This window comes from Mesorhizobium sp. M0437 (assembly GCF_040321335.1).
In the GTDB taxonomy this organism is placed as follows: domain Bacteria; phylum Pseudomonadota; class Alphaproteobacteria; order Rhizobiales; family Rhizobiaceae; genus Mesorhizobium.
Window position 1 is genome coordinate 1 of sequence record NZ_JAMYRK010000101.1, and the last position, 13,871, is coordinate 13,871.

At 58.8% G+C, this 13,871-nt stretch carries 8 protein-coding genes and 4 pseudogenes; 7 read left to right on the plus strand and 5 right to left on the minus strand.

Features of this window, described 5'->3' with window-relative positions; genetic code table 11:
* Positions 1–158: 158 nt before the first annotated feature.
* Positions 159–356 (minus strand): annotated as a pseudogene (locus tag NKI72_RS32185) (DDE-type integrase/transposase/recombinase); the annotation flags it as partial.
* Positions 357–546: 190 nt separating this feature from the next.
* Here NKI72_RS32185 and NKI72_RS32190 point away from each other — a divergent pair.
* Both NKI72_RS32190 and scpB read left to right on the plus strand, forming a co-directional pair.
* Positions 547–1,512, plus strand: coding sequence for a DUF1403 family protein (locus tag NKI72_RS32190; protein ID WP_352851905.1), 966 nt, complete (start codon positions 547–549; stop codon positions 1,510–1,512).
* A 5-nt stretch (positions 1,513–1,517) separates the two neighbouring features.
* Positions 1,518–2,222: an SMC-Scp complex subunit ScpB gene (scpB, locus tag NKI72_RS32195; protein ID WP_352851907.1), complete on the plus strand. Its 705-nt coding sequence runs from the start codon at positions 1,518–1,520 to the stop codon at positions 2,220–2,222.
* Positions 2,223–2,757: 535 nt separating this feature from the next.
* Here scpB and NKI72_RS32200 read toward each other — a convergent pair.
* The 3 genes and pseudogenes from NKI72_RS32200 to NKI72_RS32210 form a co-directional block, all read right to left on the minus strand.
* A pseudogene (locus NKI72_RS32200) lies at positions 2,758–2,956 on the minus strand (hypothetical protein); the annotation flags it as partial.
* Positions 2,957–3,509: 553 nt separating this feature from the next.
* Positions 3,510–4,355 carry a reverse transcriptase domain-containing protein gene (locus NKI72_RS32205; protein WP_352851909.1) on the minus strand — a complete coding sequence of 282 codons (846 nt, stop codon included), beginning with the start codon at positions 4,353–4,355 and terminating at the stop codon, positions 3,510–3,512.
* 594 nt (positions 4,356–4,949) lie between these two features.
* A complete protein-coding gene (locus tag NKI72_RS32210; protein ID WP_352851911.1) occupies positions 4,950–6,401 on the minus strand; it encodes an aldehyde dehydrogenase family protein in 1,452 nt (483 codons plus the stop codon).
* 460 nt (positions 6,402–6,861) lie between these two features.
* On the opposite strand from NKI72_RS32210, the gene NKI72_RS32215 reads away from it, so the two are divergent.
* Complete coding sequence (locus tag NKI72_RS32215; protein WP_352851913.1) at positions 6,862–7,803, plus strand: LysR family transcriptional regulator; 942 nt, start codon at positions 6,862–6,864, stop codon at positions 7,801–7,803.
* Here the strand turns inward: NKI72_RS32215 and NKI72_RS32220 are convergent.
* On the minus strand, positions 7,722–9,203 hold the full coding sequence (locus NKI72_RS32220; protein ID WP_352851918.1) for an NAD(P)/FAD-dependent oxidoreductase: 1,482 nt from the start codon (positions 9,201–9,203) through the stop codon (positions 7,722–7,724). The two genes, NKI72_RS32215 and NKI72_RS32220, sit on opposite strands and share 82 nt — an antisense overlap.
* A 274-nt stretch (positions 9,204–9,477) precedes the next feature.
* Here NKI72_RS32220 and NKI72_RS32225 point away from each other — a divergent pair.
* From NKI72_RS32225 to NKI72_RS32240, 4 genes and pseudogenes are all read left to right on the plus strand, one after another.
* Positions 9,478–9,943: pseudogene (locus NKI72_RS32225) on the plus strand (helix-turn-helix domain-containing protein); the annotation flags it as partial.
* A gap of 531 nt (positions 9,944–10,474) precedes the next feature.
* Positions 10,475–11,731 (plus strand): group II intron reverse transcriptase/maturase, encoded by a 1,257-nt coding sequence (gene ltrA, locus NKI72_RS32230; protein ID WP_352851915.1) that lies wholly within the window; start codon positions 10,475–10,477, stop codon positions 11,729–11,731.
* An 86-nt stretch (positions 11,732–11,817) separates the two neighbouring features.
* Positions 11,818–12,150, plus strand: a pseudogene (locus tag NKI72_RS32235) (IS630 family transposase); the annotation flags it as partial.
* Positions 12,151–12,268: 118 nt separating this feature from the next.
* Positions 12,269–13,426 carry an IS110 family RNA-guided transposase gene (locus NKI72_RS32240; protein ID WP_352851916.1) on the plus strand — a complete coding sequence of 386 codons (1,158 nt, stop codon included), beginning with the start codon at positions 12,269–12,271 and terminating at the stop codon, positions 13,424–13,426.
* The last annotated feature ends 445 nt before the right edge of the window (positions 13,427–13,871 follow it).

A 13,871-nucleotide genomic window follows, 5' to 3' on the forward strand; every position in this document is an offset into this window, starting at 1 on the left:
TAATCCGGTTGACGTTCGTTCTGGCCCATCGAGAGGACCAGGACATGAAACGTAGCCGCTTCTCTGAAGAGCAGATCATCGGAATTTTTGAAGGAACATGAGGGGCTCTGTCGCAATTCCGGGATGTGGACGGGAAGAGCGTCGCCTGGGAGCATTGATCAGGCGGTGAGCATTTCGAATTGCTCGGCAATTGACGGACTCGGATTGTAGGCGAACCTCGCCTGTCGCTTTCGCATCATGTGGACCAGCTCGATGCCGGAGAGGGTGATCTGGGCATTCTCCATAGACTTGAAGCCGAGCATGGATCGAAGGCGGCGCTTGATGCGCCGGTGATCCTATTCGATCCGATTGTTGTGTTCCTCTGCTTCGGTGCGGCGATAAGGCAAGCTTATCATTCGTTGTGTGCGACCGACAGGCGCAGCGCTTTTAACCCATTTTTGTTGTCAAAAGCGCCGCCATGATTCATCCTTCTCGGCAATGATTCTGCGTCCCAAACCCGCTCCGCGCCACTACGCCTCGCTTGCTGGTGCCGCTTCGACCGCACCAATGGCAACGGTGCCGGCCTGGCTGCGCCGCGCCATCCCGGATGCGCAAAGCCTTGCAGCACAAAACCTTGAGGACATTGCCATTTCAGAAGGCGCCGCCATCGGCGCGCTCGATGCGGTGGTCCGCCGGCAGGAGCGGTGGTCCGGCGCCTGGCGGCAGCGGCTGGCGCTTGCGACGGCCGCGGCAACGGCCAAGCAGGCCGGCCGCGTCGAGGATGAAGGCGCGCTGCGCGATTCTTTTGTCCTCGCCCGCCCAAGCGATATTTTGTCAGGGTCTACGACCCTCGGCCCCGGCGGGCTTTTGCTGCTCGCCTGGCGCCGGCTGGCATCTCGGCCAGCGGACGATCTGCTGACGGAGAAAAACCTCGCTGCGGTGTTGGAAGAGTTCGGCTACGCCCCTGATGACGAGGTGGTCAGTGATCTGGCACACGAGCTGCGACAGCTTTCCCCGAGTATCGGAATGGTCAGCATGCTGACCGGCGCCATCACAGCCGCCGAAAGATATGGCTTCACACGAGCCTTCGGGTGCTGGCTCGCCGACGCCCTGCTGGCGCAACGGCTGGGTTGGACCCACGCCGTGCCGCTGCTGGGCGCCGAGGCAGCCTTGGGGACAGGCGTTCGCCCGCGTCGATCGGCAGCCGGCTCTCTGGCGACAGGCATTGAGACAAATCCTGAGCGTGCGAAAGGCCTGCTTGCCGCGCAGGCGCGCGCTGCGCTGCGGGCCATTGATCTTTCCGCCGAGCTTGAGCGCCGCGCGGACCGGCTGCTTGCTGTCGCTCCGAAACTCAGGGCCAAGGCGGCGGACGCTGTCGTTGACAGACTCTTGTCCAACGACGCGATCGTGGCGTCCGAAAAGATCGCCGGCATGAGTGACCGCGGCCTGCGCCGGCTGTTCGACCGGTTGATCGAGTTCAGCGCCGTGCGCGAACTGTCGGGCCGTCCCGCGTTCCGCATCTACGGGCTGTGACGATCATGGCGGAGGCAGCGCGCAAACGACGGGGCCAGCCAGCCGGAGATGCACTGTTCGACCGCGAATTAGACCATCTGCCGCCGGAGGCGCGCTGGCGCGAATGGATGCATCGCGTCGAGGCAACGATTTTTGCTGCCAGCGAACCGGTGATGCGCGATACGCTCGCCTGCATCGTGGGGAAAGGCTGCAGCATTGATCTTCTCGTCGACGACATCCGCGAGGAGCTGCGCGGCCGCCCTTACGATCTGGTCGCCGTCGCCGGCGGTTTTCGGCACCTGACCCGGCCGGCCTATGCCGATGCCATCCGCAGTGCATTTGGCACCGCCGGCAGCAACGGGCGCGCCGTGGACCTGACGCAGTCAGACGTGCTGGTGCTGATGTGCATCGCCTATTTCCAGCCGATCACCCGTGCCGAGCTGTCGGCCTTCTTCGGCAAGGAGGTCAGCCGTGATCTGATCGGCACGCTGCGCGGCGCGAAGCTGATCGCGTCCGGTCCGCGCAGCCCGACGCCCGGCGCGCCCTACACCTATGTGACGACCAAAGCGTTTCTGCTGGAATTCGGCCTCGACACGCTGCGCGACCTGCCCGATTTCGAGGCGCTGGAGGATGCCGGGCTGCTCTCGAAGGAGAAGCTACTCGCAGGTGATATCATGCCAGGATTATCCAACGACGAGGAAGAGCATGCTAGCGTCGCCACTGATGAATAACGCGCTGCCTGGCCGGTGGCCGCAGTTCGCGGCGTCCTCAACGTGATCTCCGACTCGGGGTTCGCGAGATGACGTGAGGAGACGCTGTCGGGCGTGGGGCGTTTCCTAGTATAGCGCGACAATCTGGGAGAGAAGCTCTCACGTTGATTGCCGCGCCGCATCCTAGAAAATGGTGGGTAAATATGCCTGTAGCTCATTGGCGGTATGGTGACCGTGTGGGCTGAGCCCGGTTCCGATGGCTACTTTGCCTGCCATCACTTCGGATCTAACGTGCATCCAGCCCACCTCTCCAGTTTGGATGAGGTGGCGGATTTCCTACGTTCGCATCTCGGCAGCGGTGTTCGCATGGACTCCGGCTGGGTCAAGATTGTACGGAACATCCACATCGATGGGGCATTGCTCCGCTGATCGGCGCGAGCCGTTCTGGAGAACCAAAACGTGGCGATTAGTCTGGTAGACTATATAAGAATGGGGGAATTAGATGCCACCATATGATGCCGACGAGATGAGAGGGATGATCGCGGCGGATTCGGTGAAGGGTCAACGCCAGCCGTTCCGAGTCGCTGCGGTTCGCCTCCACATGGATGAGCGCGCTCTCCACTACGCACGCGCGTCCGGCTGTGGTCGGCGCGGTCACGGACGGCCCGCGCCAATTCGGACAGCGACAGGTAGCGCTCGTCGGCCGGGCGCGAGGTAACCGCCATCGCGGCCAGCCAATTAGCAAGCGTTTGCATATCTGACCCAACCGCAAGTGCAGTTCTCTGATAGAATCATGGCAGATATAGGCGGGCTATCTTTGGCGAGGGGGCAAAATGCCTACGGAAGAGGATATTCAACACGAGCGCATCAGGCAATCTGAGCGGACGGTCGACAATCTGAAACCACTTTGTTCCGACCCCGGCATTGCAGGATGTGTCTGCTGGTGTTTGTGACGATATGCGAGCACTGCGCTTGCTAAACATCGAAGGTTCTGAGGTCCACGGTCACGTGCTTGCGACGGTACGCACTACGGCGCCGCGCAGATCTCACCGCGGCGGGAGCACGATTGTCATGCCCGGGAGGGGGCTTGTTTCTAAGGTCCTCATATCGGATAGGCGAGTTCCTTGTGCGGAGAGGGCTAACAGCAGAGCAAACAGCGGAGTGGTAAGTAGCAGCTGCGTAACCGTTTCGCCGTGCCTCTCCAAAAAGATGGCAGCATCTTCACCGATATGCCGGCGATCCATGTTTGATCCCTCAATTCGCGTTGGCGATGACTAGCAGAAGATGCTGCAACATATTGATGCTGATTTACGAGTCTAGCCGGCAAAACGTTTGCACGCCACGGCACTCTTGGTCAACTTCTGATGGCCAAAGCAGCCTGACCCAGCCGTGCAGAAGCCTGTTCAGCCGGGTGCAGACCACGGGCCACGGCTCTTGGTTGCCGTTTACCAAGTGATCGCCAATCTTCGTTTTGATCCGTTGCACGCTCTTCTTGGATGGGCTCGCACCCAGGTACCAATGGCCGTCTTTCCGATAGCGGTGAGGTCCGAACGTATAGCCAAGGAAGTCGAAAGGTTCCGTGCGGGCATCCTTCACCGAGGTCTTGGCCTCGTTGAGTGTCAGCCCGAGTTTCGCCATCACCGTCCGTGTCCACGCCAGCGCCTCGACCGCGTGCCTGCAGCTGAGGATGACGAAGTCATCGGCATAGGAGATGACATGCGCACGGAACGTCTCGCCGCGTCCGGTGAGCCGCCAATGTTTCAGGAACCGGTTCATGTAGATGACCGAGGGCAGCGGGCTTGCGACTCCACCTTGCGACGTGCCGCGCGTGCTGCTCTTACCACCGCTCACGTGCCGTTTCCCGTCACCGTCCCGCTCTTCGATCGGCGCTTTCAGCCACAGCTTGGTCAGCCGCCGCACGTGCCGGTCGACAATGCGTCGGGCCACCGATTTGAGGAGGTCCGAATGCGGAATCGTGTCGAAGTATTTCGACAAATCGGCGTTTACCACGTCCATGGGCCCCGGCAGACAAGCCGGTGCACTTCCTTGATTGCGTCGGTCCCACTGCGTCTGGGCCGATAGCCCATAGGCACCATCCTCGAAGTCCGCCTCGAATATCGGTTCCAGCACCAGCTTCGCGGCGGTCTGAACCACCCGGTCCCGAATGGTCGGGATGCTGAGCGGACGTTCGCCGCCCCCCCGGCTTCGGGATCATCACATGTCGCACCGGCTGCGGCCGGTAGGTCTTCGAGACAAGTTCCTCGCGCAGGCCTGACAGCCACCTCTCCTCGCCTTCCACCTCGATCTTCGCGAAGGTGACATTGTCCACGCCCGGCGAACCCGCATTGGCGCGTGCCAGCGCTCCCACCGGCACCGCCGCCCTGGCGGCTGCCTTGAGGCCGCTACCTCATGCCGAGCGGGTCTCCCCCGTTATCCGTATCACCCTTCCGACGTGCCGTGCCCATTACCCCGGCGGATCGAACGGGTGCACATGTCGATTGCTTCCCCGTTCGCGCGGCCTTCCTCGAAATTCAGGCGGGTCGGCGTCCACATCATCACTTTCGAGGCCTGCTCACGCTTCACTCACGTAACGGCCCATCGGATTGCTCAACCGCCCAAGGCGGCCTTTGTCACGAGGCTTCGACCCGGCCGGTTACCCGACCGAGCCGCTCGTCAGCTACCAGACCAATCTCGACTACCTTCCTCCACTAGTGATACGCCCCATCGGGGCGCACTGAATTTTCCGGGCTAAGGAGCCAAGAGAATGCCAACATTCTTAGTGCGGACGTAACTGTAGATCGCTTCTTGTCCCTTTTCGCGACCATGCCCTGACATCTTATTCCCTCCAAACGGTGTTTCAATACCACCAGCGAACCACTCATTTACAAACACTTGGCCAGCGCTCAAACGTGGTGGCGCGCTTAGCGCGATGTCGAGTTTTTGCGTGAAGACACCCGCGACCAAACCAAATCTTGTGCCATTAGCCAATTGATATGCTTGGTCTTCATCCTCGAACTTCATGATGCATAGAACTGGCCCGAACACTTCCTCCTGCGCTATCTCCATATTCGGATCTACATCTGCGAAAACTGTTGGTTCCATAAACCATCCGTCCTTGCCGGATACGCGCTGACCTCCAGTGATAAGCCGCGCGCCCGCGCTTTTGGCCCTTTGGCAAAAGCCCTCAATTTTCTCTAGTTGATCTTCAGAGATCACTGGCCCCAAGTCGGCACCTGCCAAGCCATCGCCAACTTCCAAACTCCCAGCCATTTCCGCTACTTTCCCAATGACGGCTTCATAGACAGAGGTGTGAACCAGCAGACGAGATAGCGCCGAACAGATTTGGCCAGCATTGAAAAATGTGCCGGCTTTCACGCTTTCCACAACCCGTTCTAAGTTGGCATCGGGAAAGACGATGCCCGCAGACTTGCCACCAAGTTCCATGACACAAGGAACTGATCGTTCCGATGCAGCCTTCATTATAGCTACACCCGTCGCCACTGAACCGGTGAACACGATCTGGTCGACGTCTTTATGCGCGACCAGGGCCGCCCCCGCCGTTCGACCTAGACCACAAAGAAGATTGACTGCGCCTTTTGGGACCCCTGCTCGCTCAATAGCTTCGAAAAGCACGATGATCGCAAGTGGTGCCAACTCAGGCGATTTGACTATGACTGCGTTTCCAGCGGCCAGAGCAGGCGCCAGTGATCGTGCGCAAATGGAAGGTGCAAAATTCCAAGGTACAATCTGAGCGGATATGCCGTAAGGTTCTCGAATTGTATAGTCCAGATAGCGCTGCCCCAAAGGAATAGCGCTGCCTTCAATTTTGTCTGCCATACCCCCGTAATAGTCGAAATACCTTGCCGCCTCTTCGAACTCTCGACGAGCAGCTTCGATTGGCTTTCCGCTCTCAATACAACCTAGATACGCTCCTTCTTCGGCTCGGTTACGGATCTCCCGGGCTATCCGTGCTAGCATCTCGGCGCGAAGAACTGGCCGACACTTGGTTAGTGCGCCCGAAGTAACGCAGTCCCTAGCGGCTGCGACAGCCATGTCCACATGATTTCCCCCCGCAACGGCGACTGAAGCAATTTTCTTTCCAGTTGCGGGGTTGTGAACATCGATGCATTCGTCTGATGGTAGCCAAACCCCATTAACAAAGTTCAACCAAGTTCTGTTATGAGGATCAAGATGGTTCATAAGCTGGCTCTATCCTACTGCTTATATAAGCGTGCGATGCAAACTTTCCGCGTGACGTTCTATTCGTGAACCGGCTTAAGCTGTGTCGACTTGCTTAGACCGCATTATAAATCTCCTCACCAGGAACACCGACGGCATAGGTCGGATCCGTTCCTGCATGTCGCCATAAGACCGCACACGCACGGTTGGCTGCCAAGCCGAGCGCTTTCAGCCGATGGCACGCCATCGGCACTGCAGCGGCCGCGGCAAATGCGGTCGTATCTTAGAGGAGAGAATTGACGGCACCGATCAGGGTCCAGTTCCATTCGAAATCCATCATATCCTTCCTTGGATCAAGTCTAGAAAGCCGCTCCCAATTGGGTTCTCGTCGCTTTTGGCGGCTTCGTTTTCCTGCATGTCGTTCGGCGCGCGTAAATTGCGAAGGTGGTAGATTGATAATCATTGCGATGCTAGATGATGCTTGTCTAACAAATTTTTGGTATGGTCTGCAATGATGAGATCGCCAAGGATAAGTCTTCAGCAACTTCGCGCGCTGGTTGCGGTAAACGACGAAGGGGGGTTCCGGCGCGCTGCTGAGCGCCTGAATACATCGCAATCTGCTGTCAGTCGGACAATTCAGACACTTGAGGCTGAGTTGGGGGTACCTGTGTTTGAACGCAGCGCCCGTGGGGTGAAACCAAATTCGGTAGGTTTCAAATTGCTGCAATATGCGAGGACAATTGTCGAAAATCTGGATGACATCTCGATCAAAGCGTTGACTGCCGTCAGGGGAGAGGTTGGGCAGTTGAGAATAGCGTACAACGAAATCTCGATCCACACCTTCTTGCCGAAAGTACTGGCACGGTTTTACAGACTATACCCCGGCGTGGACTTACGCCTGATCAGTCAAGGTACATCCGAGATGGCACCTGAAAACACTGCAGGCACCATTAGCAGAGGCGAGGTTGACATAGGCTTTCTAGTAGGACCAATAGTTGATAGTGAGCTTGAACAATTCCATCTGTTTGAAGATCAAATGGTTATGGTATCTGCTAGATGTCATCCGCTTGCACGCAAAAGATCTGTCTCTGCTTTCGATTTAAAGAATGAGCATGTACTGCTGTGGTCGAGCGATTCATGGCAGATTTATACCCGTCGTGTAAACAACATTTGCCGTGAAGCTGGGTTCTTGCCGCAACCTTCCATCATGATGCATGACAACGACAGCGCTTTGGCGCTTGTCGAGGAAAACGTTGGGATAATTTTGATCCCTCGGTCCGTGGCCGCTATGTACGCAAATCGGGTCGCAGCTGTGCCATTGCGTAACAATCCGGAACCATTTCACATTTTTGCTGCTTGGCGAAAAGACAATACGGCGCCAGTTCTTCGAAATTTTATTCGCGTCGTAACCGGTGAGGAGTGATAAAAAAATCTCACAAAAAAGGCAGCCCGGCTCAAAGGATGCTGGCGCGTGCTGAATACGGGAGCGCGCGTACGAGCCCGGCGTGCAAGTCGCTTCGCTGCCGAACTGACACAACAAGCCCCACGGATTCGACAATGTTGGCCGCCTCCCGATACGGCATCGAGTATTTCTCCTCTGGTCGGTGAGAACTGCCGGACGTAGGATCGGGTGGGTGCGAAGGGCGCCAGGTCGAGAGCCGAAGTCCGGCCCGAAACGAGGTCGGCAACAACCTGCCCGGTCGCAGGCCCCAGCGTGAGGCCGATATGATTATGGCCAAACGCCAAGATGACATTGGGATGTCCTGGCGCGGGCCCAAGAACGGGCAGGGAAGCAGGCAGCGATGGACGCAAGCCCAGCCATTCGCTTTGGGGTTTGCCGACAGGTGAGGGCAGCATGGTCCGCGCATAGCCGAGAAGCCGATAGGCGAGACTATAATCAGGTGGCGCGTCTCGGCCGGCATACTCCACCCCGATGGTCATCCGTAGACCATCTTCCATTGGGCACAGGTTGATGTAATGCTCCGCCCAGAGGGTAGGGCGGCGCAACGATTGGTCGGGCTGTGGTAGCACGAGATGATAGCCTCGTTCGGATTCAAGAGGCACCGAAAAGCCTAGGCTTCGGCACAGCGGCTCGGACCAAGCGCCGCACGCAACCACCACCGAATCGAAACGATGTGACCCGTCGTCAGTTACGACCGTGCAGCTCGTACCCCTGCTTTCGATGCGCGTTACCGCGACCTGGCGCATTTCACCGCCGTGCGCTAGCACATGCTCTACACAAGTCTCGATCAGCCGCCTGGGATTGCTGACGAAGCGAGAATGCGGCTGCAGAACACCTCTGGAAAACATTGGTGCAAGATGCGGCTCAAGATCGTAGATCCCGTCCCGGTCAAGTAAATCCACCGCCATGCCTTTTTCTACGGTAAATCGTCGTGAAGTTGCGCCAGCCTGGAAGGCGGCCTCGGTGGAATAGACCGTCAATTTGCCGACGTCGTGGATGACATTTGCAACCGGCACTATGTCAAGAAGGCGATCATACGCCAAAAGCGCATTCCGGCTGAGTGAAAGCAGGGCCTGCGCCGTCCTTTCGATCTTGCTCCAACGGGTCGCCAGCACCAGCCTAACCAACCATGGGAGCGCGGAAGGAAAATAGCTCGGGCGGATGGTGACCGGCCCATTCCTGCTCAAAAGCATGGACGGGATTTCCCGTAGGATGCCTGGTGTGGCGATCGGCAAGCAACTCGTTGCAACAACGATGCCAGCATTGCCGTAGGATGCACCGCCTGCCGGGCCTCGGGGATCCCACAAGGTGACTTTGTGCCCCTCGTTCTGGAGAAAGACCGCGGCGGAGACCCCGACGATCGCCTCTCCCGAGGCATATTATTTACTACGGCCGCTTTAGAGCGCGTGAGAGCGATACCTATCAACTGTTCCGCAAATGGCTCCTGGAGGAGACAAAGGAGCACGTGCAGTGGTTCTCGCGCTTTCGGGATAAGCTAATCCTAATTCATTAAGCGAAATCTGCTTACCGTAAGGCTCCCCACGCACTAGAGCACGTCCTGTGATCGATGAATCGATTGTGATGTGACGGCTGCGTTTTGTGCTGATTCAACATCCACCTCGATGGAGGTGGACGATGGGAAGAGCATTGAGCGGGGATCTTCGGTCGCGGGTCTTGAAGGCTTCGGACGAGGGCATGTCGGCGCGGCAAGCGGCGGCGCGGTTCGGCGTGGGAGTGTCCAGCGCGATCCGCTGGATTGCGCGGGCGAAGATCGGCGAACTGGCGCCACGCCCGCAGGGCCGCCGCCGCGCCTCCAGCCTCGATGCGCATGAAGCCTTCATCGTCGGGCTGATCGAGGAGTGCAAGGACATCACGCTGAACGAGATGGTGGAGCGGCTCGTCGCCGAGCAGTCGGTGCGGATCAGCCGCAGCGCCTTGAGCGCCTGGCTTCGCGGCCACGCTGGACATTCAAAAAAAGTCCGCGCACGCACTGGAGCAGGATCGCCCCGACATCCTGAAGCGGCGCCGGGACTGGTTCGACGGCCAGCTCGATCTCGATCCGGCGAAGCTCGTGTTCATCGATGAGAGTGTGCTGCAGAGCAGCGGAAGGAGTTCAACATGAACTAAGACCGGAGCGTAAAGCTGCGTGAATGATGGGGGACGGCCCTCCGGGATCGGCTTTCAGGAGCAGGTCTCAAACCAGTCCAAGCTGCTGCGGTAAAGAGCCGTGGTGGTGAGCGTTGGATGAAAAGTTCGGACGAGATCCGAGCAGGTGGGTGTCCGAAAGACGAACGAAAGTGAACCCTTCGAAGACGCGTCGTTATGAACGTAAGTGTCGCCGAAACCAGGACCGTCTCGTCATCCTGGGACAAGTCCGCCGGGTGCCTGATGACAGGGCGGGTGGCGACCGGCGTTGAGGGGGCGTGAGTCGGACACAGGCATTCGCGCGGAACTGCAGGAACCAGGCTCCTGATGCAAAGGGAGAAGCTCAAGCGGGCCAAACCGCAAGGCGAGAGTACCGATGCAGGAGACTGGGGCGGACCGGCCCGTATGAGCGTTGAAGGCCTGTAATGGGGCCGGAGCAAAGGGGCCGGATCAGGTGGTCGTATTGTTTGGAACAACTGGAAACAGGATGACTTCGGAAGATACGACAGACAAGCCGTTTCGAATTGCGAAACGACAAGTGTACGAAGCTTACAAAGCGGTCAAAGCCAACCAGGGCGCAGCCGGGGTGGACGGGCAGACCCTGGAGATGTTCGAGAAGGACCTTGCAGGAAACCTCTACAAGGTCTGGAATCGAATGTCCTCAGGGACGTACTTCCCGCCGCCGGTTCGCGCTGTCTCCATTCCGAAGAAGAGTTGGGGCGAAAGGGTTTTGGGTGTGCCCACCGTCAGCGATCGGATCGCACAGATGGTGGTCAAGCAGATGATTGAGCCGGATTTGGATATCCTCTTTCTTCCAGACTCCTACGGCTACAGGCCGGGAAAATCGGCTCTGGATGCAGTTGGCGTCACGCGTCAGCGATGCTGGAAGCATGACTGGGTTCTGGAATTCGACGTCAAAGGGCTGTTTGACAATCTTCCGCACGATCTCCTGCTGAAGGCGGTCAGGAAGCACGTCACATGCAAGTGGGCTCTGCTCTACATCGAAAGATGGCTGGCAGCGCCGATGGAGAAGAACGGGGAAGTCGTCGAGCGCACACGCGGTACCCCGCAAGGGGGCGTTGTCAGCCCGATCTTGTCGAATCTCTTCATGCACTATGCATTTGATCTGTGGATGACCCGGACGCATCCTGACCTTCCATGGTGTCGATATGCGGACGATGGTCTTGTGCATTGCCGGAACGAGCAGCAGGCAGAAGCCCTCAAGGCGGAGCTTGGTGCTCGACTGGCAGCATGCGGGCTTCAAATGCATCCGACAAAGACCAAGATCGTCTATTGCAAAGACCAAAGGCGCAGGGGGGAATACCCGAATGTCGTGTTCGACTTCCTCGGTCAGTTCCGGCCGCGACGCGTGGCGAACACACAGCGAGATGAGCTCTTCTGTGGTTACACGCCTGCGGCCAGCCCAACGGCAATGAAGTCGATGCGGGCCACGATCAAAAGCTTGAACATCCCGCGGCAGACGCCGGGGACGCTGGCTGAAATCGCCCAACAGCTCAATCCACTCCTTCGCGGATGGATAGCCTATTATGGCCGCTACAGCCGTTCGGCCCTGTCCACTCTGGCTGATTACGTCAACCGGAAGCTCAGGGCGTGGATCATGCGTAAGTTCAAGCGCTTTCAGTCCCATAAGACGCGTGCCAGCCTCTTCGTGAGAAAGCTGGCGCGGGAAAATCCAGGACTGTTTGTGCACTGGAAGGCGTTCGGAACGAATACGTTTGCCTGATGGGAGCGGTGTGAATCGAGAGGTTCACGCACCGTTCTGCGAGAGGCCGGCAGGTGAAATCCCTCCGGCCTACTCACCCCGGCCTCTCCACAAAGATGGCCCGCCTGCGTGGAAGAGCGCCGCGCGGCGAGCGCTGCCGGGCCGGCGTGCCGCATGGCCACTGGAAGACCACGACCTTCACCGGAGCGCTGCGGCTGACGGGCATGACTGCGCCCTTCGTCTACGACGGCGCCATGAACGGCAACGTGTTCCTGGCCTATGTCGAGCAGGTGCTGGTTCCGACATTGTCGGAGGGCGACGTAGTCGTCATGGACAACCTTCCCGCCCACAAGGTCGCCGGCGTGCGCGACGCGATTGAGGCCGCAGGCGCGAGCCTGCTCTACCTGCCGCCCTACAGTCCCGACTTCAATCCGATTGAGAGTAAGCGCGAATTTCCCCGCACCTTTTGCTGTTGAGTGCTCTGATGCATGAGAAGCTATGCGGGGGAGCGGCGAGGTGGCACCATCGTCGTACGATCAACCCGAAGGATAGACTATCATGTCCAAAGTCGACGATCTCAGCCGATCAATTACTGTATTGGATCAAGCTCGCACTGTGCTCGTCGTTGTAGAAATGAGTCAAAATAACTGGCTGGTGGCCGGAATGCTTCCCGGCGTTCAGCGACACCCCCTCAAGAAACTCGATCCCGATCCCAATGCATTGCTCGGTTTGATCGCGCGTTGGCGATCGGAGGCGGAGGCTGCGGGCATGCCGATAGACCGGGTCGCGCTGGCCTTCGAGGCTGGGCGAGACGGCTTCTGGCTGGCCCGGTGGCTGCAGACGCGAGGCATAGCCGCTCACGTCATCCATTCAACCAGCGTCGCCGTGAACCGTGAACACCGACGGGCGAAAACCGACAGGCTAGACACGGCCATGCTGATGCGCGTGTTCCTGGGTTGGCTGCGTGGCGAGCGTGGCCACTGCCGCATGGTGGCGATCCCATCACTGGCGGAAGAGGATGCCAAGCGGCCGAGCCGCGAGCGGGAGAACCTGGTCAGCGAGAAAACGCGGATAGTCAATCGCATGAAAGGGGCGCTGGCTCGGCTCGGCATCCGTGGCTTCAAGCCCGAGCTTCGCCGGGCGCCGAAGAAGTTGCCGGACCTGCGCACTTCGGAAGGACAGCCGCTTCCGCCGAATATGCTGGAAGAGATGCGGCGCGACATGGCTCGGCTTGCGGTGGTGCGCGATCAGATCACGACGATTGAAAAAGCCAGAATTGCCCAGCTTGAGCAGGCGCCCGCGTCGGGGTATAATGCAATGGTTGTGCTATTGGCGCGCGTGATTGGTGTTGGGATTGAGACAGCCGACATGCTGGTCCACGAGGTGCTTAGCCGCAACCTCAGAGACCGGCGCGCGGTGGCGCGTTACGCCGGTCTGACAGGCTCCCCCGACGAAAGCGGATCTAAACGACGCGAAAAGGGGTTGGCCAAGGCAGGCAACGCCCGGGTGCGACGCGGGCTGATCCAATTGGCCTGGCGCTTCCTGAGATTCCAAAAGAATAGCGAACTGACGCAATGGTTCCAGGCACGAGCGGCACAGGGCGCCCGCAAGACGACGATGATCGTGGCGCTCGCACGCAAGTTACTCATCGCGCTCTGGCGATTGGTTACCGTCGGCGAAATCCCGATGGGCGTCACATTGCGCCCGATGAACTGAACACACTGCAGGGCGCCTGACGGATCAACCGCCGTAATGACGCCCGCGCGTATCGATTCGAGGTGGCGGTGTCCCGATGGACACCATGGCGTTATTTGCCGTCATGAGAATGGGCCCGCCGCCTCGGAGCCTTGCTGCTGAAGCCAATGACTGCTTCATGGTCCGGGTCTTTTGCAGACCCACCGAATACAAGGTTGCGGCGTAATGCGATGCGCCCAAAGGCAGGCTCCCCTCGAATTTGATGCTCGCGGACCAATGCACAAGGCAGTGACCAACCGTTCTGTTATGGCTATCCTGACCGCTTTACCGCGAAATCAGTGAAGGCCCCTTGACAACGAAATCCCCATACAAGGTGTCCACCAAAATAGGTGGACACCTTGTGATGGAAGAAGATGAGCAGAAACTGCGGGTGAGGCTTGTCGGTCGGGACGGGCGACGCCGATAC